The following is a 26,620-nucleotide window of genomic DNA, read 5'->3' on the forward strand; positions in this document are numbered from 1 at the left end:
GCTGTCCTGCTCGCTGTGAAACAAGGAATTTTAATCAATGGCCCGAAGGCGTTCCACGATGCTCTGCTTTTCCAGGTTTCGAAAACAGAGAACAGGAATGAGCCAGGCGAAAACGAGAAGGATCGGAGTGCAGAGAAGAAGGGGGAAGAGTGTGAATTGGAAGGTATAGAATCCATCTGCGGTCATCGCACGGACCAGGACGCCGACCACGACGGCGCTGAGCAGATAGGAGAGGAGCAGCGTGATACCGGCGTAAGAGAGTCCCTCCAAGGTCAGCATGGTTCGCAGCTGCCGTTTGGTCATACCCACACTTTGGATCATGGCGAACTCCCGCTTCCGGGAGACAATGGCGGTGACCATACTGTTGACAAAGTTGAGTACGCCAACCAGGGCAATCACCACGCTGATGGCGTATCCCATGACGGAGGAGGAGCGGGTCTGTGCTTCGTATTGGTCTATCATAGTTTGCCGGGAGGTGATGTTCATACCAATGGCTTGGGTTTGCTGATAATCAGTGAGCAGTGCAGAGACTGCGTCCAGACTTTCATCGGCGACGTTAAAATAGAATTTCCGCAGATGATTTTGCGGGAAGAGCTGGGTAAATACATCGGCCTGCAACACCAGAGGAAGGTCAAATGCGGGGGTGGTTCCCGCCACCATGGGCTGGAGGGGAGAGAGGATTGCCATGACGGTAAATGTCCGTCCTTCTATCTGAATCTCTTCTCCCACCGCATAAGTGGGCAGGCCGCCGGATTGGGCCTCTGCTGCGGGCCCGATGGCAAGGACATAGTTTCCGGTGGCAAAAGCCTCTGGATCATATGTCCCGTCCAGGAGATAATCTCCGCTGGCGGCGGCCTCCAGGATTAACCCGTCTGCGCCATAAACGGTGTGGGTGAGGGTGGCACCGGCGACTGCTTGATCGAAGCTGGCTTTCCAGGTGGGGAACATGGGGTCGTAGGAGGCAAATTCGTCCAAACGGTCTTGGGTATAATAGGTGGAAAGATTCTCCGCAGCCTTCTGGCTGACGGGAAGGGACACTTCTTGGGCGTACAGCCGGCCAGTGGCCTCCACAGTGCCCAAGCGGTTGAGCTGATCCAGGAGACTCTGCTGAATGGTCTGGCTGTTGGGGTCATACCCGTCGGCACTTTGGTTTGTGGCATCATCCAGCTGGAAGTCTGCCACGGAGAGGTCCAGGAGATATTTCTCCACATCGAAGCTGGCGTTTTTGGCGTAGAAAAAGCTCATGAGCACCAAACCAAGGGTAAGGGAGCAGAGGACAAGAAAGGTCCGTTTTTTGTTACGCCACAGATTGGCCCAGGCCATGGCGGCCAAGGAGGCGCCCCGCCGCCCTTTTTTCTCCTTCTTTCTGGAGCCTGGGGCGGCATCTGTGTACCGCAGTGCTTCCACTGGGGAGACCTTTCCGGCCAGCCGGGCGGGAAGGAGGCACGAGATGATAACGGTCAAGTAGGCAAATAGAGCTGACCCCACGAAAATCAGGGGATGGACGGATACTGTGGGGGTAAAATCCTGGGTGGCGATCAGAATTGGGACCAGCTGATGCCCCAACAGATACCCCAGAACGAGTCCAAGGGGAATCCCGATGAGGGAGAGCCGGTTTCCCTGCCCGAAAATGATGCGTCGGATCTGCCTTTTGGTGGCGCCCAGGGTTTTCAGCTGACCATAGAAGGCGATTTCCGAAGCCACAGAGATTTGAAACACGTTAAAGATGATCAAATATCCAGCCAGAAATACCAGTACCATGCCCACATACATGGGGATATTTTCCGCGAAAATCATTTGCTGGGTCTCCGCGCTGTATGCCAGGTTGGTGGTAAATTTCACCTTGCCGGTCAGGCCGCAGTCTGCCAGAATTTGTGCGGTTTTTTCCTCGATTCCATCGGCATCGGCAAAGGTCAGGCACAGGTTTCGGGTGCCGAGGATTTGCCCCTCTGCCGGCCCCTCGGCCCCGCCGCAGGCGGATAAAGCGAAGTCCTCGCTGACCCAGGCCATGCTGGCGTAGACGGATTCGTTGCCCTCCCAGAAACCGCAGAGGGTAAATGTGTTGGAAATTGATGCACTGCTGGAGAGATCGGGGCGCCAAGAGAGGGTGACTGTCTGCCCCAGGGCAGGGGAGATCCCCAGCCGGTGCAGGACTTGGGTGTCCAGGGCAATTTCGTCGGCCCGCTGTGGCAGCCGGCCTGTTGTGGGAGAGGCAAAGCAGGATTCCGCGTAGGAATCGCTGGCGAAGCGAATCTCCACCTGACGACCGGCCAGAGCCTGATTTTCCACGGTGCCCACCAGAATGGATTTGCCCCAGGACACCACGTCTGGGTGAGAGACAATTTTTTCAATTTCCGCATCAAGAATGGACTTGGTGCTGGTGTGTGCTGTGGTACCTGCCTGCCGAAGATACATCTCCGTCATGTTTTGGCCCATGCTCTGGGATAGGGTGAACAATGTGGTGAACATCATGGTGGTCAGCAGGATGGCGAGAATGGCCACCAGATTGCGGCTTTTGCTGCGCCGAAAGGTGCGGGCGGTGAGCGTTCCTAAGATAGAGGTCTTTCGTTTCATTGTGCTGGCCTCCTTAGGGGTGAATTCTGCCATCCTCAATGCGGATGACTCGGTCGGCCTGGGCGGCAATGTCCGGGTTGTGGGTAATCATGACAATGGTTTGGTGGAACTCTTGGCTGGTCCGCTTCAGAAGGGCGATGACCTCCTGGCTGGTTTTGGAATCCAGGTTGCCGGTGGGCTCGTCGGCCAAGACAATGGCCGGTTTGGAAGCCAGGGCCCGGGCGATGGCCACCCGCTGCTGCTGCCCCCCGGACAACTGGTTGGGCATGCTGTTCAGTTTTTTCTCCAAGCCAAGCAGGGTGACGACTTTTTCCAGGAACCTTTCGTCGGGACGTTTCCGGTCCAACTGCATGGGCAGAACAATGTTTTCATAGGCACTGAGAATCGGGACCAGATTATAATTCTGAAAAATAAAACCAATTCTCTGCCGGCGGAAGACGGTGAGGTCTTCATCCTTTAGCTTTCCCAGTTCGAAGCGGTCCACCTTGACACTGCCGCTGGTGGGACGGTCCAATCCGCCCAGCATATTCAGCAGTGTGGATTTTCCGCTGCCGGAAGTACCGATGATAGCGACAAATTCACCTTGGTGAATGGAGATGGAGACATCATCCAATGCCTTGACCAGATTCGGCCCTTGGCCATACTGTTTGGTTAGATGCGATGCGGTTAAGATTTCCATGGTTTCTCCCTCGTTTCTTTGGTTTCAACGGTAGGTACAGAATACCATCTGCCGCAAAAACCACAAGAGAAAATGCGTAAATTAACACGGAGAAGGTAAAATCTAAAAAACATGAATGCAGCGCCGCCCCAAAGGAAGGGGCGGCGCTGCAAAATGTTATGAGGGAATCGGCAGGAGAATTTTTAAGGTAAAGATTCCGTCCTTTCCATGGGTGAGACAATGCCCGCCGTATTTTTCCACGGTACGTTGGATGTTTGCCAAGCCGAAGCCGTGGAGGAAGGGGTCTTCCTTGGTGGTCCGACCGTTCCAGACAAGGGAAGAAGACATGGTGTTTTCCACCAAAACCAGAAGCATGTCTCGAACCCGGGAGGTTTTCACAGTCACCAGGCGCTGTGCGTCTGGAAGTTGCATACAGGCTTCGATGGCGTTGTCCAGGGCATTTCCGAAAAGCGTGCTGATATCCAAAGGGTCCAAGAAGTGACCGGCTTCAAAATGGATGACCGAGGTAAAGTCAATGGACTTTTCCCGGGCCAGCCTGGCTTTGTCCCGAATGATTGCATCCAGATACTCATTCCCGGTATGCTGATAACTCTCATACGCCTGGAGCTGGTCCTGGAGGGTCTGAGCGGCTTGGTGAAGAACAGGACTGTTTTCGGATTGGGACTGCAAAACCAAAAGATGGTTTTTCATGTCATGGTAGATCTGACGGACTCGTTCCTCATCTTGAAGGCGGTCCTTGTAGTAGGTTTTCTGTTTCTCCAGGGCCTGGGCCCGGTAGGTGGTTTGGACCGAGGTACAGATATAGGCGGCCAGATAGATGCAGCCAAAGCTGGAAAAGATGGAGGCAAAACAGATGGGGTAGACGATAGCAATGTTTTCCGGCAAAAAGCAAAGGATGGTAAAGATAGCCACAAATGGAGCCAGCATCAGGGTATCTACAATCAGCCACATGGAGGACGTCAAACTGGCGGAAATCTGCCCCAGATATCGCCGGAGACAGAACCAGGCCAACGCCCAAAACAGCAGGCGAAGGAACAAAGCTGCGGTGTGGAAGAGAGTGCTCCACAGGTAGTCTTCAGGGGACCAGGGGATCAGACTGGAGTCGCCGGATGCGCCGGTAAAGGAGAAAAATAAGCGGCTGCTGGTATCAAGCATCAAATAGTTTATGGCGATCAGTGCAGGGTAGAAAACCAGTACGGCAGCGGCTTTTGCCATCCAGCGGCCCTGATGAAACAGCATGACATAGAGAAGAAATCCAACCAAGACACCCAATAGATTGGATAGGTCGTTGGAGTAGATAATCACATCTGCAATATAGCAGAAACAGAGAAAGGCAGGAATCCGCAGGCCCCAATGCTTCCGGACAGGCAGAAAGGTATGCAGCATCCAGAAGAAAAGAAAGGTGTACAGAAGAGATAAAATGGTGGAAAGCACTTCCAGACATAGAATCACAGCAAATCCCCCCAGTATTCCGTCAGGCGCTCCATAAATTCCTTTCGTTTGGGCTGGCTGATGGGGATGGTTTCTCCTGTGACCAGTGTGATCTCCAGCTTTTTGACCCCTTTTACGAAAAAGAGATTCACCAGGTAACTGGTATGACACCGGGCAAACCCCTGTCCCTGCAAGGTGCTCTCCATCTCTTTCATACTTTTGTAAGATAGGATATTTTCCTGTTCTGTATGGCAGAGCAAGTTCCGGTTAAAGGTCTCGATGTAGCGCAGGTCCCGCAGAAATACCTTATATTTCCCTGTGTCATTGACGATGAGCAGAAACGGGTCTGGTTCTGTTTGCCGACGGGCCAGGAATTTATCCATCTCGGCCTTGAGACGGATGTATTGAAGCGGCTTTATGATGTAGTTGGTTGCCTGGTATTGGTAGCCCTCCAGACCGTATTGGGTCAGTGTGGTGAGAAAAATGATTGCCACCTTGCTATCCAGCTTTCGAATCTGCTCGGCAGCCCGCAGACCATCCATAGCGCACATTTGAATATCCAGGAAAATGAGGTCCAAGGAGGCATCATAGGGATCGACCAGATCGGCGCCGTCCCGATAGGTGCTGATTTTAAGGGCAATCCCGGTTTCCTGTGCGTAACGGGTGAGCAGGGCATTCAGGTGCTGGACAAAGGTTTCCTCGTCGTCACAAATTGCTACATGAAGCAAGCAGATCATCTTCTTTCATTCGAGGTTCGCCCTATTATATAAAATTTTCAGGAGATTCTCAAGAGAGAACCAGGGAAGAGAGAACTGGAGAAAATGAAGAAATCGCAGACCGTTTTGAAACGGTCTGCGATGGAAGGAACAGGGACTCAGTTGGCCTGCTGGCTGCTGAATTTTTGTCTCACAGAATCAATTTTTTTCTGTTCCGCCTGTTCTGCCGGGTACCAGCCTTTCTCTGCCATCATGTCATAGATGGTGTCCTGCATTCCAAGGGAATCATGCAGCGCAGTGCTGAAGGCCTGGTGGACGCTGCTGGTGGAGGATTCAATGGTGCCATGGAGGAAGAGATCACAAACGCCCTTTTCCAGCAGAAGGATATTTTCCATTAAGTTTTTATCACCCATGCTTGTGCCCTCCCTTACAGTAAGCCATAGAAACGCTGAAAAATTTGTTGGTGCTTCTGCGCCATTTGCTCGATGCAGGTTTTCAGCTCAATGTCCTGGAGCTGGCTGGCGGTCTCTTTGCACTTGCTCTGAAAATACTTCTCATGGCCCAGTGCATCTTCTAAATACAGTAGTTCTTTGGATGTCATGGGATCACCTCTTCCATTGTAGTTGTACCCCCCGCCGCTGGGGATCAGGTACATGGATATTTTGCCAGCGTTGGAGAGGATTATTCATTCTAAGCTGCATGAGGAGGAACGCGTCAGAGGAAGCGGGAAGGGACCGGTGACGGGCAAGACGGTGTCAAGGGAGGAGGGGTTCCTGAGAGGCCTGAATCGCGTGAAACTGGAATTGCAGGGAGGTGACGCCGCGGAATGTATTTTCGCCGATCGACCCCAATAGGTCCACGGTGCTGGGGCAGCCTAAGGACTGGTAGGCCTCCGCGAGCTGGAATCCTACGGCGTCCGCAAACCGGCCAAACAGCTTAATGTGTTCCTGCTGTTTTCCCATCTGGCGATGGGTTTGGGTACCTTTGGAGACCAGGCAGTAGTTTCGCAGCGCAAATACTGGCTTTTCAACCCCCTGCCCGTAGGGGGCATGGGATTTGAGGGTTTCCAGTGCGGCGGGAAGTTCATCCTCGGAAAGATCCAGGTCATAGTACAGCACGTCTTCCTGTTCGGGCAAAGGGTTATCTTCCATGTACTGGACCATGGCGCGTACCATTTGGGGATAATGTGCCTGGGAAACGGTGATGCCTGCGGCGCCGGCGTGTCCGCCGGCTGTTTCCACATAGGGAGAAATGAGAGGGAGGAGCGGGGAGAGGTCAAAATCAAGGTAAGTTCGTCCGGAGCCCTTGAGCAGTTCAGGGTTTCCCATCACACTGGAGAAGAGAAACGCCGGACGATGAAAGGATTCCGCCAGTTTGCCGGCAAGGATACCCAGAATTCCCTCCGGCATGCCAGGACAGCAAACGGTAAGAAGGGGCGCTTGGCTTTGTTCTTCTGCGGCTGCGGCGGCAATGGTGAGCCAGTGAGTGACCAGGCGTTTCCTCTCTTCATTGATCTGCTTCATTTTAGAGGCAAAGACGAGAGACTGGGTATCATCTTCTGAGAGAAGGGCTTTTAGAACGGAGGAACTTCCGGCATTGTATAAACGGCCTGCCGCGTTCAGGATTGGAGCAATTTGAAATTTAATGGTATCCTCATCATAGGGGCGGTCCGCCAGGTTGAGAATGGCCTGGATGCCGCTGGAGAGCTGATAGAACCAAGTTTTATGGTTGATGACCCGAAGCCCTGCGATCACGAGATACCGGTTGTCCCCTGTCAATGGCACCACGTCGGCCAAGGTACCAATGCAGGCCAAAACCAGCAGGTCGAAAAATAGACCCTTCTTCTGCTGGGAAGACTCCGAGGCGCATAGGAATTCGGCCAGTTTATAGGCCAGTCCCGCGCCGCAGTAATGTTCGTACCCATTTTTTTCTGGGAAGATATGGGGGTCTACAATGAGATCTGCTTCCGGCAGCGTATCCTGTGGGAGGTGGTGGTCCAGGACAATCACAGTGTTTCCGGCCGCTTTGGCGGCGCGGATGGGCTCTATGGCGGATACACCGTTGTCAATGGTGATAATGAGAGAATTTGTTATGCCTTGAATCAGAGACTCCGAGATACCGTACCCATCGGTAAAGCGTTTTGGAATGATGGTCTTTGTACGCACGCCAAAATGGCCGAGCAGCTTGACCAGAATGGCGGTGGAGGTGATTCCATCGGCGTCGTAATCTCCCACAATGACAACAGGCATGCCCTGCGTTATCGCACAGGCCCGGATACATTCTGCTGCCTCTGGGATGTTCTGAATTCTATTGGGTTCTATGTGGGAAGGAGAGAGCAGTTCCTCTTCTGTCAGGCCGGACATCTCCTGAATGGCTTCCAAGACAGAATGATAGGTTCCCCGTTTTTTCCATTGTTGCATATTCGTTCCCTCATTTTATACCTATGTTATTTTGACGGGGCAAATTATACCATACAATGGGAAAGAAGGTCAAATCCTGGCAGAGTAGCAATGTTTCTCTCAAACTGTGCAGAAGGTCTGGTCAGGAACATAAAATTTGTGATACAATACATTATTATTTTATCCTAAGATGATGAGGTTAGGAGAGAAAACCATGGTTGTTTTAATTGCGGGAGCTTCCCACACTGGGAAAACCGCATTGGCCCAGAGCTTGTTGGAGCAGAAGGGATATCCCTATCTGTCGATAGACCTGCTGAAAATGGGACTGATTCGAAGCGGACAGACCAACTTATCCCCGGAGGATGACGCGGAATTAACGGAGTATCTATGGCCCATTGTGCGGGAGATGATCAAAACTGCCATCGAAAACCGACAGAATTTGGTGGTGGAAGGCGGCTATATTCCATTTGACTGGAAACGCGGCTTTGACACAGTGTATTTGAAAGAGATCCGCTATTGCTGTCTGGTGATGACGGAGAGATATATCGACCACCATTTTGATGAAATTAAGGCATTTGCCAATGTAATAGAGCATCGAGGGGATGATTCCTGGTGTACCAAGGCACGGCTCCAGGAAGAAAATCAACATAACCTTGCAATGTGTAAGAAGTATGGCCTGGACTATAGTTTGATTGAAGATTCATACCAGGTGACGTTCTTTTTGTGACAAGGCAAAGGACTGGTGGGGGAGAGACCTTGACTCGCTTCCCATCAGTTTTTTATTTGGTCGGGCTATCATTGACAAAAAAGTTCGTCCATGGTAATATGAAGCTGCCTTCACGAGAAGCGAGCTTCATATTTTAGGAGGAGGCGCCCATGAAGACAAGGGTAAAAGAACTGCGAACAGCAGCCAAAATGACGCAGCAGCAGTTGGCGGATCTGGTTCGGGTTTCTTCGCGGACCATTATTTCCATTGAAAAGGAACAGTATAATCCTTCCTTGATGCTTGCCTATCGCATAGCGCAGGTCTTTGGGACAACAGTAGAGGACCTCTGCTGCTTGCAGGAGAACAAAGCACTGGAAGATCAGCAATATGAGGAAGAATGACAGGAGAACAGAAAGGAGGAACTGTTGTGAAAATATATAACAAAAAGGGATGGGTTCTCGGGATGGGAGAGATTCTGCTGGGAATCGTTGGTGTGTGCATCTATGTTCAAACGGGGTTTCAGACTTTTGATTGGAAGGCTGGAACTCTGCTGATTCTTCTCTTTTCGTTTGGCGTAAGCGGTATTGTGAGAAGCTGTTCCAAGGAAGCGTCCAGAGAGGACCGGATTACACAGCGGGATGAGAGAAACCAGTACATTGCACTGCGGTGCCGGGCAAAGACGATGGAGATTATGACCTATTTCCTGTTTGCCATGGTGGCCGGATGTATGATTGGCTATGGAATAACAAAGGACACAGCGTTCCTGTGGCTGCTCATAGGAGCGGGAATTCCCTTTGGCGTGCTGCAGATTGTCTCCATTGTGCTCGGACTTTATTATGAGAGAAATCAGTAAATGAGGAGGATTGTGATGAAGATTTATGATAAAAAGAAATTCTGGAGTGGGCTTGGAATTCTTGCGATTGGAATACTTTTCTTTTTCTACGATCTTTCTTCTCCTTCTGCAAATGGGTTCCAGGCAAAGTGGAACCTCATTCTCGGCCTGATTGTCATGGCGTTTGGGATAGCGGACAGCGCCCGGGCGCTGTCCAGAAAAAAGACGCGGGAAGCGCGAATCGAGCAAATGGACGAGCGGAATCAGTTGGTGCGGCTTGCCAGCAAAGCGAAGACTTTGGACATTATGCAGGTGTTACTGTTTGTGGTTATGGTGGCTTCTTTGGTAGGTCTGAAGAAAACAGGGTATCTCCCCTTTGCAGGCATGGCCCTGGCCGCGGGACTTTTCGTGGTGCTGGTCATTTTTATAGAGCTTTTTGTGGGAATGTACTACGAAGAGAAGAAATAGGGAAGGGGAGAAGAACCATGTCAAAGCATATGCGCCCTGTTTACGATGAACGGGATGACGAAATTGATGCCCATTCCAAAAGCCGTGCGTGGGATTTTGTGGTGGTCTGTATTGAAGTCTTTACAATTTTGTGTGTGGTAAAAGGAAACACAGCCTGGATCGGGTGCCTTGCGCTACTTTTTGCAGGAATGGCGGCGAACATGATGTACCGTTTTGACGAATATGAGGAAAGGGCATACTTTCACGGCGGATTGATCTTGGGGGCCATTGGCCTCGCTCTGCTGATCTGGTTTGGGGTCTGTGGATAGAAAGGGGATGTGCAGCGGATGGAGATGCTGGGGGCGATTGTTCTGGTTTTTGCATTGCAGAAAATAGCGGCTTTGCTGTCTATTCCGGTTATTTTGGGTATGATTTGGGTCAAGGGGAAGGCGAGCAGAATGGATGGAGAGGCGTGGGAGCAATATTTTCGACAGGTCAGTAACCGGCAGTATGTGGTTTTCCTGCTTGTTTCCTACGGGATACCTCTGCTTTTGCTCTCTGCCCTTGGGTACTGTCTCTATGATTTTCTTTCCCTGACAGATCCTCTCATTTTAGCGAGTCTGACCTTTTTGTTCGGCATCTTTCATATGATCCGGAAATTGGATGATCACAAACGAGAGTTATGGGAGAAACTTAGAAAATTGGGATGATGAGAAAGAAGAGGCGCAACGACAATCGTTGCGCCTCTTTTTTGATAAAATGCAAAATTAAACCCGTTCAGACACCAAATGAAAGCCAGCTTGGGTCAATTCCTTTTGAATTTGCACAATTTGGGCATGATCCCTTGTTTCCAGTCCCAGCTTGAGGAAGCAGCTGGTGATGGCCATGTTGGCATCGGAGCGGTCGTGGTGTACAGAGACCACATTTCCACCGCAGCGGGCAATGATTTCAGAGACTTCCTGCAGCTGGCCCGGTTTGTCTGTCAGGGCAATGGTGAGACTGACGTTTCGTCCGCTGGTCAGAAGCCCCCGGGTAATCACGCGGCTGAGAATATTGACGTCAATGTTTCCGCCGGAGACGATACAAACCACCTTTTTCCCTTCTACCGGCAGTTTATGAAACAGGACAGCGGCAACACTGACGGCGCCGGCGCCCTCTGCGATCACTTTTTGCTTTTCGATGAGGGCCAGGATGGCGGCGGCAATCTCATCTTCACTGACAGTAACGATCTCATCCACGTATTGTTCCACCAACTGGTATGTAATGTCTCCGGGATGCTTGACTGCAATGCCGTCGGCGAAGGTCTCTGCCTGGTCCAGCGTGATCGGGGTGCCTTCTTGCTGGCTTTTTACCATGCTGGCGGCGCCGGCGGCCTGGACCCCGTAGATTTTTACATTGGGATTGAGGTGTTTGATGGCGTAGGCCACCCCGGAAATCAGTCCACCGCCGCCGATGGGGACCACAACGGCGTCGGGATTTTCCAGTTCATCCAAGATCTCCAAGCCGATGGTGCCCTGGCCGGCAATGACTTCGTCGTCATCAAAGGGATGGATGAATGTGGCGCCGGTATCTTCCTGGAGCTGGAGGGCAGTGGCATAGGCGTCGTCATAGGCGCCTTTTACCAGGCGGACTTCCGCTCCCAGCTGTTTTGTGGCTTCCACCTTGCTGATGGGAGCACCGTCCGGCATACAAATTAAGGACTGGATACCGCTTTGCGTTGCCGCCATAGCGACCCCCTGGGCGTGATTGCCTGCACTGCATGCAATGATGCCGCGGCTCTTTTCCTCCTCTGTCAGCTGGCTGATTTTGTAGTAAGCGCCCCGTAGCTTAAAACTTCCTGTCTCCTGTAAGTTTTCCGTTTTCAGATAGAGCTCACATTGCTTGGAGAGCTTTGTGGCTCTGATGAGGTCGGTTTTTCGGGCCACTTTTTTGAGCACAAAAGCGGCGTGATATATTTTGTCAAGGGTAAGCATCCTGTTTCCTCCGTACCGTTTATTGTTTGAATATCTCTTGATTTTTTAGTATATAGTATTTTGGGGCGGGGTGCAAGAGAAAGGAGCATGGAAGGGGAGGTATCTCTGCATGAGAAGAAAGAGATGGCATCCTTTCTTTTGATTGCCCTATTTACTTTTTGACAAAAAAAGAGTATACTACGATTGTTAGCTTATGCTAATCAAAAGACAATCCCGTATACCATAGGAGGTAACCTTATGATTGCACAGACGACCTATCCGTTCGCGCTTCCTCCGCTGCCGTATGCCTATGATGCTTTGGAGCCTTATGTGGATGAAGCGACCATGCATTTTCACCATGATAAGCATCTGAAAACCTATGTGGATAACCTCAACAAGGCACTGGAGGCCTATCCTCAATATCACACCTGGACATTGGAGACACTTTTGACAAAGCTGGAGGAACTGCCCGATGGTCTGCGAACCGCAGTGCGGAACAATGGAGGCGGGGTCTATAACCATGATCTTTTCTTTGATCTTATGGCGCCTGCCGGGCAGAAAATGTCACCCGCGGTTGCAGAGCATTTCGGTGGGGAGGAAGCTTGGCAGAAAGAGATGAAGGCTGCGGCGCTGGGACAGTTTGGTTCTGGATTTGCGTGGTTGGTGGCTGATTCCTCTGGGGACCTTCATATCATTGCCCTGCCGAACCAAGATAATCCGCTGTCTCAGGGGTTGACGCCCATTCTTCCCCTGGATGTTTGGGAGCACGCTTATTACCTGAAGTACCAAAATCTGCGGGCAGATTATATTGATGCCTGGTTCCATGTTATCAACTGGGATGGCGTAAATAAAAGACTGCATCGAGGGTAAAAGAAATGACACGACGTACGTCGTGTCATTTCTTTTACAGACCCAAAATGAAAAAAGAGACGTATTTACACAGGGGGTGCCTCTTCCTCTTCCTCGACAGGCTGCCATGCCGCGCCGAAGTCGATCTCTTGAAAGAGCGCGGCCAGGCCGGTAATCTGCTTCAAGCGGAGAATTTCGTCCTTCTCCATGCCCAAGTGTTTGGAAATCCATGCGTCTGACCGCCCCAATTCATGCAGTTCCTTGATGATATTGCTCATCAAATCCACGTTGTGGGTACCACGGGCTCGGTTGTGGCGGATGGTGCTGGCCATCCGGTGGTCCAAGGGCTTGTCGATGATGCTGACTGGCAGCATTCCGTTCTCCCGCGCATAGATGTCTGGGTAATCCAGCATAATGCGGTAGCGGTGAAATCCGTCTACCAGGATGTACTTGTCCCGCTCCTTATCATAATAGCAGACAACCGGCATCGTGTAGCCATCTTGTTTGATGCTGTCATACAGCAGCTTGAGCTCAGGCGGGGCAACGGCGTTGGGATTGTATGTATTTGGCTCGATCTTTTCCACAGGAACTGCGGTCACGTGATACACAGGGCTTCTAAACCTCATTTTGAGTCACCACCTGTTTGTATTTTGCCTTCAGCGCGTCTATCTGCCGTTTCTGTTCCCGCGTTAGGCCAAACCCCATAAAGCGGCAAGTATGATCGTTGCGGAGAATGCAGTAGCACATGCGCTTCCAGCTGGGAACGTCCTTTGTGGATTTAATGTCGTCGGTATGATCCGGGATTTTCCCTAAAAAAATGACCCGGGAGTTGCGCATCACCGTGTAATTGGACACACCGTTGCGCCGGATATGGTAGCCATGGGCGAGGAGTTCTTGAATGGTTTTCTCCTCCAGACCACCTCCTGTTTTGTGCCAGAAGTTCAGAGAAGTCTGGAACTTCTTGATGTAGTTATTGCGCAGTCTGGCAGGGAGCGTCGCCAATAAGAATTTGGTGTAGGACTCCCAGGTATGGCCATCCGGCAGGGAGAGTCCCCGATAGGCCAGTGCTTTGGTTTTGCCGTAAATGGCACCGAAATTTGCCCCCCGAACCCGGCCCACCAGCCTGGTCCAAATCTCCGGATCGATTACGCGGTAAAGGTTCAGGCTGTCTTTTGCTGCGTCGTTAAAAGGGGAAGCCACCCGCATTTGGCTCGGTTTCAAGCCGGCCATATAATATAAATCGTATAGCCGATTGTAATCATAGCCGAACAAGGCGTTGGCGTGCCAGATATCGTCGATGGACCAGTCATAGAGAGGGGAGGCGGCATAGGTGTCCTTGAACTGCTTGGAGATCCAGCACTGTTCTCGATAACCGTATTTTTTATTCAGAATGCCGCTGTACCGCTGCAGCGATTCATCGGCGCGGATGCCCAGCAGACAGACGGTTTTCTGCTTTCCATGAGAGAGCCGGTACCAGCGGCCAAACTGCTTGGCCAAGTCCTCCTGATGCATCCGATATTGGTAGGTCGTTATGGGGTTGTTCTGTAGGTGAATTACATAGGGATGCTGCGGCATGGGACGGACCCAGAGTTCTTGCTTGGTATCATCCCACGGATACCAGTACATTTGGTAGCTGCTGAAGCAGGTCCGGGCCGCCATGGGAAGGCAGACCCAGTACAGTTCCACCATTGGATCTTGGGACAGTCTCTGGAAGGTTCGCTCCACATATTCCGTTGTAACGGTGTATTGGGCTTCAAAATCCTGATGAAATACCCCGATGGGTTTACTTGGGTAGTATTTTTTTTGGAAATCCAGAGTTAAGTTTAAGAGAAGACCGCTATCTTTCCCACCGGAAAACGAGACAAAAATATTATCAAATTCTGTAAAAATAAAGTGCATCCGCTGCTGAAAGGCTTCATATACGTTTTGCGTTAGGTACTGCCGTGTCATACAATCATAACCTTTTCTATTCCAGAGACAGGAAAAATCATCCAGTTTATGTTGCAGTTTATTGTATCACACTTTGTCGAATTGTGAAATATATTGTCGAAAAGTATTTTAAGAAATTTAATGTCGCCCAGACAAGCTATCTGGAATGCCTGCTTGGACGAGTATGCCAATGGGTATTTTTGATGCAAAAATATAAAAAAGAACCACGGCAGAATAACTGCAGTGGTTCTCTTCTTGGTGGACCTGATCGGATTCGAACCGACGACCCCCACAATGCGAATGTGGTGCGCTCGCAAGGTGGTAAGTTTTCTGCCCACGGACCGCAGTGTATGGTTTGATGAAAATGCTATCAGACCATGCGGGTCAAGATGGCCGAGGAGCAGAAGAATCTGAGGCAGAAGCAAAAAATGTGGGCATTGAGGAAACCAATCCTCGACACCCACATTTTTGCGTTACAGGAGAAAATTCAAAAATTAGAGCTGGAAATCGATAGAATTGTGATAGAAAAAATTATATGTCAAATCTAATTTGATTTATCTTGCAACTCATAACTTTTCGTTCCGTTATTTTATCATCGGAGCCGACTTCGCCAAAAAGCAAGGGCGAGTCGGGAATGTGCTTGGCGAAATTTGAACGCACTGTTTTTTCACTATAATTTGCGTAACAATACTTACAGCCATTACGGCATGAATTATATGCTCCGATATCAATGCTTTCAATGCAACCGCACTCAAGACGTTGACTTTTATCTTTCCCTATGTCGAGAGGACATTCTAACAGTTTGCTTAGTAAGCGATCATCTATACATCTGGCATGTTCAATACCGTATTCCTGTAATTCAATACCTTCTGCACAAGTATCAATTAGTAGACCATAGCTATGGGCAATTGCAGCTAACTCTTTCGCAAGACTCTTTTGAGTTTCTTCTGGAAAATCACGTAGAGATAAGCCAGAAACATTTTTTGAGGTATTTCGGTAGAAATCGATAAAGCTGATGGTACATTTTTTTGTATATGGGCTTAATTCTTTTGCGATTCTTTCGAAATATCGAATATGGTATTCTGGAGTATATGTGTCGTTTAGAAAAATAGGGTCATATCTCCAGATAACACGATCAGGACCAATCATATCCGATAGTTTTTTAAATGCAGGAATAATATGTTTCTGCTTATTAGGAACATGCGCCTCAACATCCTGTGCATACGAATTAAGTGTAAACTGAAAATAATACATATAATCGTGTAAAATCTTCAATTCATTGAGCATTGGAATTGGGTTTTTGGTCCAAAAAACAATCCCATCAACAACATCAGGGTTCAGAGCTATCTTGCTTATCTGGTGCGCATTCATGGGATTTCGAACCAGTACATAGCCATCCATAACTCGATTGAAAAACCAATTTGAATAGTATGTTGGAATGTCTGTTCGTCGACTGGCGCTTATAATCACAAATCACACCTCTTTTCTAAACTCAAATATTTGCCAATGAGCTTGCTTGCAAGTAAGTATTGGCCACCAGCTGAGTCTTCGCTCACAATCGTCTTCACAGTGTTCTCCAGTATGACTATATCCTATGCAAGACGAATGCAGCTCATCTTTCAAGAAATCAACAACTCTCCAAGGGTGGCGAAAATCTTCGTCAACGTCTTTGATTTTCTTTTCACGCCAATCTTCAGAAAAATGACAATATATGTTAGGATCGTCATCTGAGTGGAATCCATTTTCAAGCATAGCTTCAAAAAGGGCTCTTGTCCGACACACATCTCGTTCCATGCTGCCTCTGTCTGTGCGTAAGGAAAACATAAAGAAAACTGTCTTGCCCATCGGAGTCTTTTCGCCGAAGAGCTTTCCAATTTGCGACATTGCAATGACTGGAAATTCGCTTTTAGATTTCGGGAAAATATACACATTAGAAGAAAGTGTATGTGCCCGAAGCAGGCAGTCAATGGCATCATTACATATGAAACGCACATCGTCTTGAATCCGCGCTTCCATTTGATACGCCCAGTCTATCGTATCTATCCCTCTATAACGAATATCACATGACCGAGGGACGACATTCGCGAGTGCCCAATAGTCCAGCATACTTCCGCACCCAATGGAAGTAACAGATATATTTTTTCTGAAATTCGTTCTATCGAGCAGAGTTCTATACATGCATTTGTATTCGAAAGAGTATGCATATGCATAACGAAGCAGATACAGTTGCTGAACATGAATATTTGAATAATCAGGAATTTTTCCTGCATCAAAATGAACACTCTTTAAATCGCAGAGTCTTATGCCGGAATGCACATAGTCTTCAAATTCTTCCAAAATATCATCCAAATAGTCGTTGATAGTGAACATTTAGACACCACCATTCAACATATTTATTAAATATCTAACGGAAACTGGCTACTAAAAGCAAAAAGCTACATTTCGTCTTAAAATGGAGAAATACAACTTGCTGTTTGGTATGAGTAGTAGGGGACAAACCCACACAAATTACTCCGCTGAAGCCTAAAGGTGATGTAACCTCAGTGACACATTTGAGCTATACCGATGTATGAAGAAAGTTCCTGACCCGTTCTATAAGTATATCTTGGGTATTAGCACAGGGACGCAGACGATTTGCCCACTCACGTCCCGGATGCAACTCGTCCCAGGGCGACTTTTGCTGCGCATATCTTCCACTACCTGGATCGTGGTTTCCGAAACCATCCAATACACGATTCCAGATAGGTTGGAACTTTTCGATTAACAACGATTCAGCAAGAGGAATCCAGATATCATCCACAACAAGGTATCGGCAGAAAAAATCGGATTCATTCAGGTTCTCAGCGGCCTTTACGGACTCAAAATGTTCATTAAGCCTTTTATAAAGCGCGGTGCCGGGGTCACCTCCAAGGCCAAACCCGCCCTTCCGGGCGCCAGGAGGAACCGCTTTCCCCACATAGATGGGGCGGGAAAACATATTATCGCGATTGACTTCAGCCAGGTTCTGATAAGCCTCAAAGTCTCCTGTATAATATATGGCATAGATGCCAGCGCCCTTGAACTTTTCCGGGGGCAAGGGGTGTATTGGGCTTTTTAACATTGCCGAAGCAACGCTTTCACCCAAGTGCCGTTTGTCCAAGGGGTTAAAAGGAGCAGGCGCAAGAATATTTTCTTCTGGCATTATTTTTCCACCCTCCTAAGTTCCTTGATAACAGACTCGCCAATCATCTGCGCGAGTCTTACTGGAACGGCGTTTCCGATTTGACGCATACTTTCGGTCCAAGATCCGAAGAAAAGATAGTCATCAGGGAAAGTTTGAATACGGGCACTTTCACGAACGGTATAATAACGTACTGAGCCGTCATCCAAAACAACTGTGTTTTCACCGCCTGGGACACCATGCGCACCCGCTTTAATAGTTTTAGAGGGCTCGTCCAAAACGCTTCCAGTATGACCAGCATATGACCGAGCTCCCGGGCGAAATTCATGGTTCGCTATTTTTAGGGCGGCTTTGCTTTGGGGATCTGGCAAATCGCCTATCGCGTCTCTAACCGTTTGCCAAGGTTTTGGCGCCTCTTTCACATCTGCGTATTTGGAAGCAAACAGCTGAGCTTTTTTTAATTCTGATGCTGTTGGTGTGGTACGATGATTGGAAGCTACTCTGTGAGATTCCCAATATTCACCTATAATATATTTTTTATAAAGAAGCGCTTCGCGAGAATAGTCTCCCTCAGGGAAAGACCATTCCACACCCAAGTTTTCGCGGAAACCAACAATTACAACTCGATGCCTTGACTGAGGAACACCATAGTCGGCAGCATTTAAAAGGCGTGAGACCACATTGTATTTCACTCCGGAATAGTGTCCGCTGGTGTGCAACTTTTCTAATATCGCCAAATGCTCGAACCAAGTTTGGCTCTCCGTTCGAATTACATCAGGGTATGTTAACTGGAGAAGAATGTAATTAAAATATGTGGAAAACGACTTTCTCAATAGACCCTTTACATTTTCAAATACAAACGCTTTGGGTTTTAATTCTCTTACAGCTCGTACGGCCTCTGGAAACATGTCTCTATGATCATTGTATGCTTGATGTTTTCCTCCCAGAGAAAAAGGTTGGCAAGGTGGTCCTCCAGAAATTAGTTGAACTGAAAAATCCAAAGAAGAGTAATTAATTTTTCGAACATCAGACTGAATCACATGCCAGTCATGTGCTGGAGGATATCCGCTGGAAATGTTCCCGCGAAGAGTATCGCAGGAGTCTTTATCCCATTCAATTAATGCACGATGATGGCAGCCTGCCAGTTGCATACCCATGGCTAAGCCACCCGCGCCGGTAAATAACTCGATTGAATTAATGGTCATACTTGTCTCCGTCCATAAAAAGGTGAATTCGCTTTTCGAGGGAAGTACGATTCGATTTTTTCATCTCGCATTCCCATATTATTAGGTATTCCCACCCAAGCTGTGTCAATTGTTTGTAAACCTCCCTGTCATGGAAGACATTTTGAGAAAGTTTCTTTTCCCAAAATTCAACATTGCTTTTGGGTAGACGTGTATTCGAACAGCCTGGATGGCGATGCCAAAAACATCCGTGCAAGAAAACTACTTTTTTTCTTTTTACAAATACTAAATCCGGCTTCCCCGGCAACTTACTCCAATTGCTGTATCGATAGTGATAGCCAAGCTTCCAAAACAGATGCTTAAGCTCGACCTCGGGTTTGGTGTTTTTGTTTTTAACAAGTGCCATCTGCTTGCTGCGTTCTTCTCTTGTCATGTTATCCGACATAAAACCACCATCCAAGATTATCATATATTATATGGGATTTTTCAAGAATAGACAAGGAAATCCGCTGCAAAACTTTCTCTGACAAATTCCAGGGGCGCTTTTTGTTACTCTTGATGAATGGCTTTGGAACTAAAAACATGGTATTGTCCTGTCTAAAGAGGTGGTTCGCAATGAATGACAAAGAAATACAAGAAAAATATGAACGCTCTTTTAAAGAGCTCACAGACACACTCTCTCCCCAGCAAATCAAACTCTTTGAGTGTTGGTTTGAGGTAGCATGCCTACTGTATACAACCAAGATAGTCGAAAATCGTAGTTTAGGACTACAAGAAGGACTAAGAATAGCGAGAGAACTGATATCAATCACAGGAGATGAAGAATATGGTTTTTTCAACAGTTAGCCAGCAAAAGCATCATTTGCTGGTTAATAGTTCTCGGGAAAATACAAATTATCAGTAACCATTTTTTAATCCTGTGGTATTGTGTGTTGCTACCGGGAGGTGCAACACATGAAAACACGACTCAAGGATTTGTATAACTGCTTCTATACCCCACCCGAGTTTTCGGAGCAGAAGCAGGAAGTGGAAGAATGCCACCAAGCACTGATTCAAGTGCTGGAGAAGCCGGAACGGCGGCTGGTACTACGAATCATAGATGCCCAGAGTCTGATGGCGGAGGAACGCTCCATCGACAGCTTTATCTCTGGATTTGAGCTGGCGTGGCAGCTCTCCATGGAACTGAATCAATATGAAAATGAGCGCTCAGTCTCTCGCTGTACGTCGAAGAGATCGAGCTCTCTTTCCATGTCCGGAATGGAGGAAGCAATATGAAGAAACGAATCATCACTGCTGCAACATTCGCAGCCTGTCTGGCCCTGTGTGCGGCTATGTGGCCACAGAATTAACCAGCCGGGGAAACAACCGCACTGCCCACGCCAGCCGCTGTAATCGCCACACAGCCCGAAGTTCCGGAGATAGTAGAGATGGAAGAAGTCATACCGCCAGAGGAAGAAAAGGCAGGAGCAACACTGCCGGAACTGGTCGAGGAAGCGGACATTGTCCCGGAGCCATCGCCTGCTCAAATGCCCCCATCGAGTAAAGTACCGGTTCTACCTGAACAGGATGTCACACCCCCACAAGAACCAGAACCTACCCCGGCACCTGACAGCGAACCGGACAACATGGTCTATGTGCCGGACTTCGGCTGGATAAAAGGCCAAGGACCCAACCATGCGGAATACGCCGAGGATATGTACGAGAATGACAATAAAATCAGGATCATGGAATAAATAAAAAACAGTGCGGTATAAGGACAAAGCCTGGTGCCGCACTGCTTATTCTGCATTCTGCTCCAATGCGTCACTGAAGATCTCATGGACGTGGATCAGCGAAACAACTTCACAGAGAAACCGCTCCGTCAGCTCCTTTTCGTCCAGCCAGGTGGTCTGCGGCGGCACATAGTAACCAGAATCACTCTCCGCCTCCGCTTTAGCTCTGTGAATGGCTTTCTGGATGGAGAGCCACTGGCCATACGCGCTGCCGTTCAACTGCTTTTTCAGTTTCCGGATGGCGCTCTTATAAGCTTTCTCCGCGCTGCTGGGGCCGTTGTAGTTGAGCCGGATGGCCAATTCCTGAAAGGTCATGCTCTGCTCGTTGGGCTGGCCGATCACCAGATAACAGCGCACCAAATTCAGCTCTCTGGGGCTCAGCACCTCCTTCATGCGCTGCAGGAGCAGCGTCCGGCGCATGGAGCGGTCGTAGGCCCTGGCCGGGTCGCCGCCATACCCCAGGTCAAAGACGCCCTCGCCCAGAGACTCGATATGAAACACAGTGCGGTATTCTTCCAGCAGACGCCTGGCGACTTTGGCGGAGACCGTCAGCTTCTCCTGAATGGCTGGCAGTAGATCCGTTTCGACATCTCGCTCATGCGTGGCATAGAGAAATGCCACCTGGCGCAGCTGGCGGTAACGGTCCAGCGGTAGCGACAGAGAGAAAGAACCCTGGGCGGCGCAGTCCCGCATGGCCGTCTCGATGGCGGAGGTCGCATAGGTCAGCAGCTTGGTCCCCATGGATGGGTCAAACCGCCGCGCCGCGTCCAGCAGTGCCAGCGCACCCTCCTGCTTGAGGTCGTCCACCAGAAAGTCCTGAGAAAACTGCTCGCAGTAGCTTGCGGCCAGCATGGTCAGGTATCCCTCGTTCTGGGAGAGCAGGAGCGGTGCGGCCTGCGGATCGCCATTCTGTATCCGCAGGGCAAGCTCCTCGTTGCTTGGGCAGAGATCGTCGCAGCGGTACATACTCACGGCTTTTCCTCCCGGGCAAGGCGCGCTCTCGCCTGGGCATAGATCGCTTCCTGCTCCATATCGCGGGCATAGCCGCTGGCGGCATAGTCGTTGTCCATGAGTGCCTTATCCCGCAGGCTCTCCGCCACATACAGCGCTTCATTGCGCAGCTCATCGGAGATCTTTGGTGCTTGCGGATGGTGTTGGTGCGGGTGGTGAACAGGCGGTAGACCGGGTGCTGTTTGTTTTGCTCCTTCTGCCGCATCATGGCGCCGTACTGCCGGCAGGTCATGCGGGGGTCTTGGGGTGCAATGCCATCGCAGTATTTTGGCATATAGCCGTTGGTGGTGAGAAAGTATGTCCCGCAGCCGCAGCACCGGCTGGGCGCATGGCCGTGCTGCAGTCCGTTCATCAGGTCAAAAATGTAGAAGCTTATGACATGGTCAAAGAAATACCGGTTCACAAATACGGTTTCCTTTTCCTGCTTTGGGTGCCGGGCAAAGACATAGGAGGATCTCAGCTCTGGTGTGATGGTGAATGGCTCAATATCCGGTACCGGCAAATCACGCATCATACTCCAGAACCATTCACTGTTGAAGCAGTCGTGGGCGGCCATGGCGAAGTAGGTCTCCGTCCGCTTCTTCAGCCGCCGCAGATAGCCCTCCTCAAAATATCGTGCCGCCACAGCGAAGTGCTGGATACCCAGGGGGATACTGAAAGCAGCCACCAGATAGCGTAAGAAAAATTCCCGAGCAGGCGAATCCAGCTTCAGCAGATCGTTGTGGGAGGCTGGGGAAAACAGCACCTCCAAAGTGTGTAACTCCTGCCCTTTGTCCATCAGGCTGTATGGCGGACAGCGCCACAGGGCGTCCAACAGCTTCTCCAGAGAGGTGCGGGTCCCGTCCAGCAGTTTGATAAATTCACTCCGCCCGACCAAGGCCAGGGCCTTCACCTGATGGCTGATGGCCCCGCCGTGGGTGACCAGCTCCCGCATAGTCTCCTCGGGAACATTCAACAGTTCGGCGGCAAAGTGGCCGGTCGGGTAGACAGTCTCGTTGAAAAAGATCTGATCCCGCCAGACATCCATTATCAGATGCAGGAAATTGTTGTTCTGCCTGCTTCCCAGTGGCATAGGGCCACCCCCTCTGTCCTATATCTGTTTTCTGCCTGTCTTACGATATTCTCATTTTATCAAAATACCCCCAATAATCAAGTGAAAGGAAAAACTCCTTTCGAGAAAGGCGCTCACTGCGGTGGGCGCCTTTTTCATACTCAGAACAAAGGAGGAATGATTCATGAACAAAAATATCCTGCCGCTTCGCACGGTGGATGGAGCGGCCCTGATGAGCCAGCCCCTGCGTCCGCCCAATTTTGTGGTGGACACCCTGCTTGCGCAGGGCCTGCACATCCTGGCAGGCTCCCCAAAGGTGGGCAAGTCTTGGCTGGCTCTGTGGCTGTCCGTCATGGTGGCCAAGGGCGAACTGGTCTGGGGGATGTCCGTGAAGCAAGGCACCACCCTCTATCTCTGCTTGGAGGATTCCGTTCTCCGCATCCAGAACCGGCTCTTTGAGATCACGGAGGACGCACCAAGCAGCGTCCACTTCTGCACGGAGTGCGACCTCATTGGACAGGGGCTGGAGGAGCAGGTGGAAACATTCCTCACTGCCCACCCGGACACGGTACTGGTCATCATCGACACGCTGCAGATGGTCCGTCCGGCTCGCGACGCAACCTACGCCAACGACTACCGAGACCTCTCTGCTCTAAAGCGGATCGCGGATGCCCACGGCATCGCTATCCTGCTGATCCATCATCTGCGGAAGGAAACAGCTGACGATGTGTTCAATCGCATCTCCGGCACCACCGCCATCAGCGGTGCGGTGGATTCCAGCTTCACGCTGGTGGAGGAACGGCGGGGCAGCGGCAGGGCGAAGCTCTCCTGTATTGGCCGTGACATTGAATATCGGGAACTGACGCTGGAGCGCAACGGTGAAAATGTGTGGGAGCTGGTGTCGGACAGCCGGACACAGCCGGAGCTGCTGGGCGACCGCATCGTCTATCTTCTCTCCGAACTGATGCGTGACCGAACCGAATTTATCGGCACTCCCACGGATCTGTCTGAACGAATCGACCCTGTGGGCGTGGAGCGCATCTCGCCCAAGAAGGTGTCCCGACAGATCCTGCAAAACCTTGACGCACTAAGCAAAATCGGCATTTCCGTTGTGGTGCGCCGCAGCAACGGAAAGCGGCTTATCGGGCTGCGCCGTGCCGGAAGTGACGATACCCAGGGTGTCCCGGCGGTCGACCCTGTTGACCCTGCCGGGGCGCTGTGCGGCGATTTGCGGGCGATTTCCGAGTATGGCGAGTAAACCCCCGCAAAGCAAGAAAAACGCCGTGTTGGGCCGTTTGTGGCCGAAGGAGGAGTGCGGGTGTTCGGCTCGGGAGAATCACCTCCTTGGAGGTGGCCAGCATCGCGTTTGTCTGGTCACCGGCACAGCCGCCGCCCGTCTTCCGCTTGTTTGCGGGGCGCTGCCCCACACCCCATTTTTACGAAAGACTGGAGGAAACCACATGAAAAAAGATATCAAATTCAGCACCCGGATGGCATCCGAAGACCGGGAGGCCATCAAGAAATTGGCGAAACGCTCCGGGATGTCCATGAGCGATTATGTGACGGCCAGCTGTCTGGGAAAGCAGGTAGTGGTCGTCGATGGACTGAAAGAAGTGCTCAAGGAGCTGAAGTCCATCGGCAGAAATCTGAATCAGCTTGTCACCCTGGCGCACATGGGGCGCGTCACGGTGATCAATCTGGACAGTGTGCGCCAGGCGTTCTCTGAACTCTGTGCTGCTGTCCGGTTGATCCTGGAACGAAAGCGGTGGTGAGAAATGGCGATCATCAGCTTCACCAATTATAAGCGGGGCCAGACCACCGGGTGCATAGGAGCTGTGATGCGGTACACCATGCAGAACAAGAAAACCGAGTGTGACGGTCAACAGTTGGTCACAGGCATCAACTGCCAGCCGGAATCTGTCTACGCGGACTTCATGACCACCAAGCGGCTGCATCACAAAACGGATGGCGTACTGTTCTACCACATGGTGCAGAGCTTCCCGAAAGGTGAAGCGGTCGACCCGGTCACCGCTCATGCAGCGGCATTGAAGCTGGCTGAGTACTATGAGGGCTATGAAGTCCTGGTCTGCACCCACACAGACCGGGAACACATCCATTCTCACTTTCTCATCAACTCGGTCAACTTCGATACGGGAAAGAAACTGCACATCGCAAAGGAGCAGCTCCAGGAACTGCGGCAGCGCAACGACCAGGTCTGCATAGAATTTTCTCTTCCTGTGTTCCAGCCCAAGGACAGGAGGCGGAAAAACAAGACCATGACGATCGGTGAGTATCACACTGCGGCCCGTGGCCAGAGCAAGAAGCTGCAGCTCATGAATCTCATCAACGACTGCATGCGCCACGCTTCCAGCCGGGAGGAGTTCATTGCACTGATGGAGAGCGAGGGCTATAGGGTTCGCTGGGAGGAATCCCGGCGGAACATCACCTACACCACGCCAAGCGGCTGGCGGTGCCGTGACCGCTTGCTGTTCGGGGACAAATATCTGAAGGAGAAGATGGAATATGAATTCAGGATTAGAAAAGAAATTATCTATGGACGAACTGTTGGAAAAGAACCGTCCCGCGCAGATGGTACAGACCACGCCGCAGCTCCCGGCACAGGAGCTGACAACGCCTCCCGAAGTGCATCCCATGAAAGCGGAGTGGGAGGAACTGCTGAGCAGCCTCTGCACGCTGGGGTACCACACCGAGAGACAGACTGGTTATCTGAAGAAGGTCAACGAACTGCTGGCGCAGCTTCCGACTCGGACGCAGATGGACGAACTGCTGAAAGCGGTGAAGCATCTGGAGCAGATGAGCGAACAGGCTGGGAAGCGGAACGAAAAGCGTTTTTCTCTGCCCGGCATCAGGCTGCCCAGACTGCGGCTGCCGCACCTGGATGGTCCTACATGGGCGGTCCTGCTGATGGGGACGGCAGCGTTGCTTCTGCTGTGGTGGGTCTTGGGTACCGTCTGGAGCAGTCTCAGCCTGATGCTCCCGTGATGGACAGCACCACCATGCGCCCGCACACAGACAGGAAAACACTCCGCAAGAAGCAGCAAAAGAAAATCGCCCAGGGCCACGCCCAGGACGATCACGAAGAAGAACAGACTTGGCAGCAGACTATGTAAAGGAGGATGATCACATGAGTTATCAGCAGGCAATGTATGATCGGGAGCATCCCCGATACTCTGAGCCGACAGAATATATCACGATGGAAGTGGACGGACTGATTGTTGCTCTCCGCTTCAAAAACACCGTTACACAACCTGGCACAGTGTCGGAAATTGAGCAGACACTGTTGATGGCGCAGGACTTTGAAAATCTGAACAAGCCTGCTTGATTCAGTAGACTTTTTACCAGTGGTGTGGGATACTGTGTGTGCATATGAACCTTGACAACTGAATGAACAGCAAACCATATGCACCGCAGTCCTACACCAGAAAGGACAAGGTGCAATCATGGAAAAAAACAAGAGAGTATATTGCCTCTATCGAGTCTCTACCAAAGGACAGGTAGAAAAAGATGATATCCCGATGCAGAAACAATACTGCCGTGAATTTGCGGAAAGCCAGGGATGGACGATCATCAAAGAATTTGCGGAAAAAGGTGTCTCGGGTTTCAAGGTGGCTGCCGCTGACCGTGACGCCATTCAGGAGATCCGCCAGGACGCTGAGGAACGGAAGTTTGACATCCTGCTGGTGTTCATGTTCGACCGCCTGGGGCGGCGGGATGATGAGACGCCCTTCGTGGTGGAGTGGTTCATCCGCAACGGAATCGAAGTGTGGAGCGCAATGGAAGGGCAGCAGAAGATGGATGATCATATCGACAAACTGCTGAACTACATCCGTTATTGGCAGGCCTCCGGTGAGAGCCTCAAAACCTCCGCCCGAACAAAGACCCGCCTGTCGCAAATCGTGCAGGAGGG

General features: G+C 50.6%; 31 protein-coding genes and 1 pseudogene. 15 read left to right on the top strand and 17 right to left on the bottom strand.

The features are described 5' to 3' along the window. Positions 1–30: 30 nt before the first annotated feature. The 7 genes from DV520_RS03210 to DV520_RS03235 all read right to left on the bottom strand — a co-directional run bounded on the left by DV520_RS03210 (position 31) and on the right by DV520_RS03235 (position 7,820). Entirely contained in the window at positions 31–2,574 is a 2,544-nt protein-coding gene (locus DV520_RS03210) for an ABC transporter permease (RefSeq protein WP_117141774.1), read from the bottom strand. A gap of 13 nt (positions 2,575–2,587) precedes the next feature. Further along, the gene (locus tag DV520_RS03215) at positions 2,588–3,253 is read right to left on the bottom strand and encodes an ABC transporter ATP-binding protein (protein WP_021919157.1); all 666 of its coding nucleotides are present in this window, start codon (positions 3,251–3,253) and stop codon (positions 2,588–2,590) included. Between the two features lie 156 nt (positions 3,254–3,409). Continuing rightward, positions 3,410–4,705: a sensor histidine kinase gene (locus DV520_RS03220; protein ID WP_021919158.1), complete on the bottom strand. Its 1,296-nt coding sequence runs from the start codon at positions 4,703–4,705 to the stop codon at positions 3,410–3,412. Continuing rightward, on the bottom strand, positions 4,702–5,412 hold the full coding sequence (locus DV520_RS03225) for a LytR/AlgR family response regulator transcription factor (protein WP_117141775.1): 711 nt from the start codon (positions 5,410–5,412) through the stop codon (positions 4,702–4,704). The genes DV520_RS03220 and DV520_RS03225 overlap by 4 nt, the downstream gene beginning before the upstream one ends. A gap of 146 nt (positions 5,413–5,558) precedes the next feature. After that, positions 5,559–5,813: a spore coat protein gene (locus DV520_RS03230; RefSeq protein ID WP_021919160.1), complete on the bottom strand. Its 255-nt coding sequence runs from the start codon at positions 5,811–5,813 to the stop codon at positions 5,559–5,561. A 14-nt stretch (positions 5,814–5,827) separates the two neighbouring features. Further along, positions 5,828–6,001, bottom strand: coding sequence for a hypothetical protein (locus DV520_RS12235; protein WP_021919161.1), 174 nt, complete (start codon positions 5,999–6,001; stop codon positions 5,828–5,830). Positions 6,002–6,155: 154 nt separating this feature from the next. Further along, complete coding sequence (locus tag DV520_RS03235; protein ID WP_021919162.1) at positions 6,156–7,820, bottom strand: single-stranded-DNA-specific exonuclease RecJ; 1,665 nt, start codon at positions 7,818–7,820, stop codon at positions 6,156–6,158. A 193-nt stretch (positions 7,821–8,013) separates the two neighbouring features. On the opposite strand from DV520_RS03235, the gene DV520_RS03240 reads away from it, so the two are divergent. From DV520_RS03240 to DV520_RS03265, 6 genes are all read left to right on the top strand, one after another. After that, positions 8,014–8,526, top strand: a complete 513-nt coding sequence (locus DV520_RS03240; protein WP_021919163.1) for an ATP-binding protein — start codon at positions 8,014–8,016, stop codon at positions 8,524–8,526. Positions 8,527–8,675: 149 nt separating this feature from the next. Beyond that, positions 8,676–8,906 carry a helix-turn-helix transcriptional regulator gene (locus DV520_RS03245; protein ID WP_021919164.1) on the top strand — a complete coding sequence of 77 codons (231 nt, stop codon included), beginning with the start codon at positions 8,676–8,678 and terminating at the stop codon, positions 8,904–8,906. Positions 8,907–8,932: 26 nt separating this feature from the next. After that, complete coding sequence (locus DV520_RS03250) at positions 8,933–9,358, top strand: hypothetical protein (RefSeq protein WP_117141776.1); 426 nt, start codon at positions 8,933–8,935, stop codon at positions 9,356–9,358. 15 nt (positions 9,359–9,373) lie between these two features. Beyond that, a complete protein-coding gene (locus DV520_RS03255; RefSeq protein WP_021919166.1) occupies positions 9,374–9,805 on the top strand; it encodes a DUF2178 domain-containing protein in 432 nt (143 codons plus the stop codon). 17 nt (positions 9,806–9,822) lie between these two features. Continuing rightward, positions 9,823–10,113, top strand: a complete 291-nt coding sequence (locus tag DV520_RS03260; protein ID WP_117141778.1) for a hypothetical protein — start codon at positions 9,823–9,825, stop codon at positions 10,111–10,113. Between the two features lie 18 nt (positions 10,114–10,131). Further along, entirely contained in the window at positions 10,132–10,494 is a 363-nt protein-coding gene (locus DV520_RS03265) for a hypothetical protein (RefSeq protein ID WP_117141779.1), read from the top strand. Between the two features lie 57 nt (positions 10,495–10,551). Here the strand turns inward: DV520_RS03265 and ilvA are convergent, their stop codons facing one another. After that, positions 10,552–11,757 (bottom strand): threonine ammonia-lyase, encoded by a 1,206-nt coding sequence (gene ilvA / locus DV520_RS03270; protein ID WP_021919169.1) that lies wholly within the window; start codon positions 11,755–11,757, stop codon positions 10,552–10,554. A 237-nt stretch (positions 11,758–11,994) separates the two neighbouring features. Here ilvA and DV520_RS03275 point away from each other — a divergent pair, with 237 nt between their 5' ends. After that, complete coding sequence (locus tag DV520_RS03275) at positions 11,995–12,606, top strand: superoxide dismutase (protein ID WP_117141780.1); 612 nt, start codon at positions 11,995–11,997, stop codon at positions 12,604–12,606. A 65-nt stretch (positions 12,607–12,671) separates the two neighbouring features. Here DV520_RS03275 and DV520_RS03280 read toward each other — a convergent pair whose 3' ends face one another. The 7 genes from DV520_RS03280 to DV520_RS03315 all read right to left on the bottom strand — a co-directional run bounded on the left by DV520_RS03280 (position 12,672) and on the right by DV520_RS03315 (position 19,303). After that, complete coding sequence (locus tag DV520_RS03280; protein WP_117141781.1) at positions 12,672–13,211, bottom strand: IbrB-like domain-containing protein; 540 nt, start codon at positions 13,209–13,211, stop codon at positions 12,672–12,674. Continuing rightward, the gene (locus DV520_RS03285) at positions 13,201–14,535 is read right to left on the bottom strand and encodes a phosphoadenosine phosphosulfate reductase (RefSeq protein WP_021919172.1); all 1,335 of its coding nucleotides are present in this window, start codon (positions 14,533–14,535) and stop codon (positions 13,201–13,203) included. The genes DV520_RS03280 and DV520_RS03285 overlap by 11 nt, the downstream gene beginning before the upstream one ends. Before the next feature lie 510 nt (positions 14,536–15,045). Beyond that, the gene (locus DV520_RS03295) at positions 15,046–15,984 is read right to left on the bottom strand and encodes a DUF1848 domain-containing protein (RefSeq protein WP_117141783.1); all 939 of its coding nucleotides are present in this window, start codon (positions 15,982–15,984) and stop codon (positions 15,046–15,048) included. Positions 15,985–15,987: 3 nt separating this feature from the next. After that, positions 15,988–16,884, bottom strand: a complete 897-nt coding sequence (locus tag DV520_RS12115) for a hypothetical protein (protein WP_133308827.1) — start codon at positions 16,882–16,884, stop codon at positions 15,988–15,990. Between the two features lie 187 nt (positions 16,885–17,071). Further along, positions 17,072–17,695, bottom strand: a complete 624-nt coding sequence (locus tag DV520_RS03305) for an Eco29kI family restriction endonuclease (protein WP_117141785.1) — start codon at positions 17,693–17,695, stop codon at positions 17,072–17,074. Beyond that, positions 17,695–18,879 (bottom strand): DNA cytosine methyltransferase, encoded by a 1,185-nt coding sequence (locus DV520_RS03310; RefSeq protein WP_117141786.1) that lies wholly within the window; start codon positions 18,877–18,879, stop codon positions 17,695–17,697. Before DV520_RS03310 ends, DV520_RS03305 begins: the two co-directional genes overlap by 1 nt. Beyond that, positions 18,869–19,303, bottom strand: coding sequence for a very short patch repair endonuclease (locus tag DV520_RS03315; protein ID WP_117141787.1), 435 nt, complete (start codon positions 19,301–19,303; stop codon positions 18,869–18,871). Before DV520_RS03315 ends, DV520_RS03310 begins: the two co-directional genes overlap by 11 nt. 170 nt (positions 19,304–19,473) lie before the next feature. Here DV520_RS03315 and DV520_RS03320 point away from each other — a divergent pair, with 170 nt between their 5' ends. From DV520_RS03320 to DV520_RS03330, 3 genes are all read left to right on the top strand, one after another. Continuing rightward, complete coding sequence (locus DV520_RS03320; RefSeq protein ID WP_117141788.1) at positions 19,474–19,704, top strand: PHD finger domain-containing protein; 231 nt, start codon at positions 19,474–19,476, stop codon at positions 19,702–19,704. Positions 19,705–19,812: 108 nt separating this feature from the next. Further along, positions 19,813–20,133 carry a DUF6809 family protein gene (locus DV520_RS03325; RefSeq protein ID WP_117141789.1) on the top strand — a complete coding sequence of 107 codons (321 nt, stop codon included), beginning with the start codon at positions 19,813–19,815 and terminating at the stop codon, positions 20,131–20,133. Positions 20,134–20,285: 152 nt separating this feature from the next. Beyond that, positions 20,286–20,591 (top strand): DUF6550 family protein, encoded by a 306-nt coding sequence (locus DV520_RS03330; protein WP_117141790.1) that lies wholly within the window; start codon positions 20,286–20,288, stop codon positions 20,589–20,591. Positions 20,592–20,636: 45 nt separating this feature from the next. Here DV520_RS03330 and DV520_RS03335 read toward each other — a convergent pair whose 3' ends face one another. Together DV520_RS03335 and DV520_RS12755 are read right to left on the bottom strand one after the other, a co-directional pair. Next, positions 20,637–21,596 carry a sigma-70 family RNA polymerase sigma factor gene (locus DV520_RS03335; protein WP_117141791.1) on the bottom strand — a complete coding sequence of 320 codons (960 nt, stop codon included), beginning with the start codon at positions 21,594–21,596 and terminating at the stop codon, positions 20,637–20,639. Positions 21,597–21,598: 2 nt separating this feature from the next. Then, a pseudogene (locus DV520_RS12755) lies at positions 21,599–22,713 on the bottom strand (DUF6076 domain-containing protein). Between the two features lie 163 nt (positions 22,714–22,876). Between DV520_RS12755 and DV520_RS03345 the strand changes: the two are divergent. The 5 genes from DV520_RS03345 to DV520_RS03365 all read left to right on the top strand — a co-directional run. Continuing rightward, on the top strand, positions 22,877–23,950 hold the full coding sequence (locus tag DV520_RS03345; protein WP_117141793.1) for an AAA family ATPase: 1,074 nt from the start codon (positions 22,877–22,879) through the stop codon (positions 23,948–23,950). A gap of 202 nt (positions 23,951–24,152) precedes the next feature. Then, complete coding sequence (locus DV520_RS03350) at positions 24,153–24,464, top strand: plasmid mobilization protein (protein WP_117141794.1); 312 nt, start codon at positions 24,153–24,155, stop codon at positions 24,462–24,464. Positions 24,465–24,467: 3 nt separating this feature from the next. Continuing rightward, positions 24,468–25,823 carry a relaxase/mobilization nuclease domain-containing protein gene (locus DV520_RS03355; RefSeq protein WP_117141795.1) on the top strand — a complete coding sequence of 452 codons (1,356 nt, stop codon included), beginning with the start codon at positions 24,468–24,470 and terminating at the stop codon, positions 25,821–25,823. 14 nt (positions 25,824–25,837) lie between these two features. After that, a complete protein-coding gene (locus DV520_RS03360; protein WP_117141796.1) occupies positions 25,838–26,035 on the top strand; it encodes a hypothetical protein in 198 nt (65 codons plus the stop codon). A 118-nt stretch (positions 26,036–26,153) separates the two neighbouring features. Beyond that, positions 26,154–26,620: recombinase family protein (locus DV520_RS03365; protein WP_133308829.1), on the top strand; the 467-nt coding region annotated here is incomplete at its 3' end.

The sequence above is a fragment of the Evtepia gabavorous genome (genome assembly GCF_003425665.1).
In the GTDB taxonomy this organism is placed as follows: Bacteria; Bacillota; Clostridia; order Oscillospirales; family Oscillospiraceae; genus Evtepia; species Evtepia gabavorous.

Bases quoted from the DNA above. Each gene is read 5' to 3' on its own strand.
- DV520_RS03280 (WP_117141781.1), bottom strand. From the start codon at position 13,211: ATGAGGTTTAGAAGCCCTGTGTATCACGTGACCGCAGTTCCTGTGGAA.
- DV520_RS03325 (WP_117141789.1), top strand. From the start codon at position 19,813: ATGAAAACACGACTCAAGGATTTGTATAACTGCTTCTATACCCCACCC.
- DV520_RS03360 (WP_117141796.1), top strand. From the start codon at position 25,838: ATGAGTTATCAGCAGGCAATGTATGATCGGGAGCATCCCCGATACTCT.
- DV520_RS03230 (WP_021919160.1), bottom strand. From the start codon at position 5,813: ATGGGTGATAAAAACTTAATGGAAAATATCCTTCTGCTGGAAAAGGGC.
- DV520_RS03245 (WP_021919164.1), top strand. From the start codon at position 8,676: ATGAAGACAAGGGTAAAAGAACTGCGAACAGCAGCCAAAATGACGCAG.
- DV520_RS03240 (WP_021919163.1), top strand. From the start codon at position 8,014: ATGGTTGTTTTAATTGCGGGAGCTTCCCACACTGGGAAAACCGCATTG.
- DV520_RS03255 (WP_021919166.1), top strand. From the start codon at position 9,374: ATGAAGATTTATGATAAAAAGAAATTCTGGAGTGGGCTTGGAATTCTT.
- DV520_RS12115 (WP_133308827.1), bottom strand. From the start codon at position 16,884: ATGTTCACTATCAACGACTATTTGGATGATATTTTGGAAGAATTTGAA.
- DV520_RS03265 (WP_117141779.1), top strand. From the start codon at position 10,132: ATGGAGATGCTGGGGGCGATTGTTCTGGTTTTTGCATTGCAGAAAATA.
- DV520_RS03275 (WP_117141780.1), top strand. From the start codon at position 11,995: ATGATTGCACAGACGACCTATCCGTTCGCGCTTCCTCCGCTGCCGTAT.
- ilvA (WP_021919169.1), bottom strand. From the start codon at position 11,757: ATGCTTACCCTTGACAAAATATATCACGCCGCTTTTGTGCTCAAAAAA.
- DV520_RS03260 (WP_117141778.1), top strand. From the start codon at position 9,823: ATGTCAAAGCATATGCGCCCTGTTTACGATGAACGGGATGACGAAATT.
- DV520_RS03315 (WP_117141787.1), bottom strand. From the start codon at position 19,303: ATGTCGGATAACATGACAAGAGAAGAACGCAGCAAGCAGATGGCACTT.
- DV520_RS03235 (WP_021919162.1), bottom strand. From the start codon at position 7,820: ATGCAACAATGGAAAAAACGGGGAACCTATCATTCTGTCTTGGAAGCC.
- DV520_RS03350 (WP_117141794.1), top strand. From the start codon at position 24,153: ATGAAAAAAGATATCAAATTCAGCACCCGGATGGCATCCGAAGACCGG.
- DV520_RS03305 (WP_117141785.1), bottom strand. From the start codon at position 17,695: ATGCCAGAAGAAAATATTCTTGCGCCTGCTCCTTTTAACCCCTTGGAC.
- DV520_RS03355 (WP_117141795.1), top strand. From the start codon at position 24,468: ATGGCGATCATCAGCTTCACCAATTATAAGCGGGGCCAGACCACCGGG.
- DV520_RS03345 (WP_117141793.1), top strand. From the start codon at position 22,877: ATGAACAAAAATATCCTGCCGCTTCGCACGGTGGATGGAGCGGCCCTG.
- DV520_RS03215 (WP_021919157.1), bottom strand. From the start codon at position 3,253: ATGGAAATCTTAACCGCATCGCATCTAACCAAACAGTATGGCCAAGGG.
- DV520_RS03285 (WP_021919172.1), bottom strand. From the start codon at position 14,535: ATGACACGGCAGTACCTAACGCAAAACGTATATGAAGCCTTTCAGCAG.
- DV520_RS03330 (WP_117141790.1), top strand. From the start codon at position 20,286: ATGGAAGAAGTCATACCGCCAGAGGAAGAAAAGGCAGGAGCAACACTG.
- DV520_RS03210 (WP_117141774.1), bottom strand. From the start codon at position 2,574: ATGAAACGAAAGACCTCTATCTTAGGAACGCTCACCGCCCGCACCTTT.
- DV520_RS03320 (WP_117141788.1), top strand. From the start codon at position 19,474: ATGAATGACAAAGAAATACAAGAAAAATATGAACGCTCTTTTAAAGAG.
- DV520_RS03310 (WP_117141786.1), bottom strand. From the start codon at position 18,879: ATGACCATTAATTCAATCGAGTTATTTACCGGCGCGGGTGGCTTAGCC.
- DV520_RS03335 (WP_117141791.1), bottom strand. From the start codon at position 21,596: ATGTACCGCTGCGACGATCTCTGCCCAAGCAACGAGGAGCTTGCCCTG.
- DV520_RS12235 (WP_021919161.1), bottom strand. From the start codon at position 6,001: ATGACATCCAAAGAACTACTGTATTTAGAAGATGCACTGGGCCATGAG.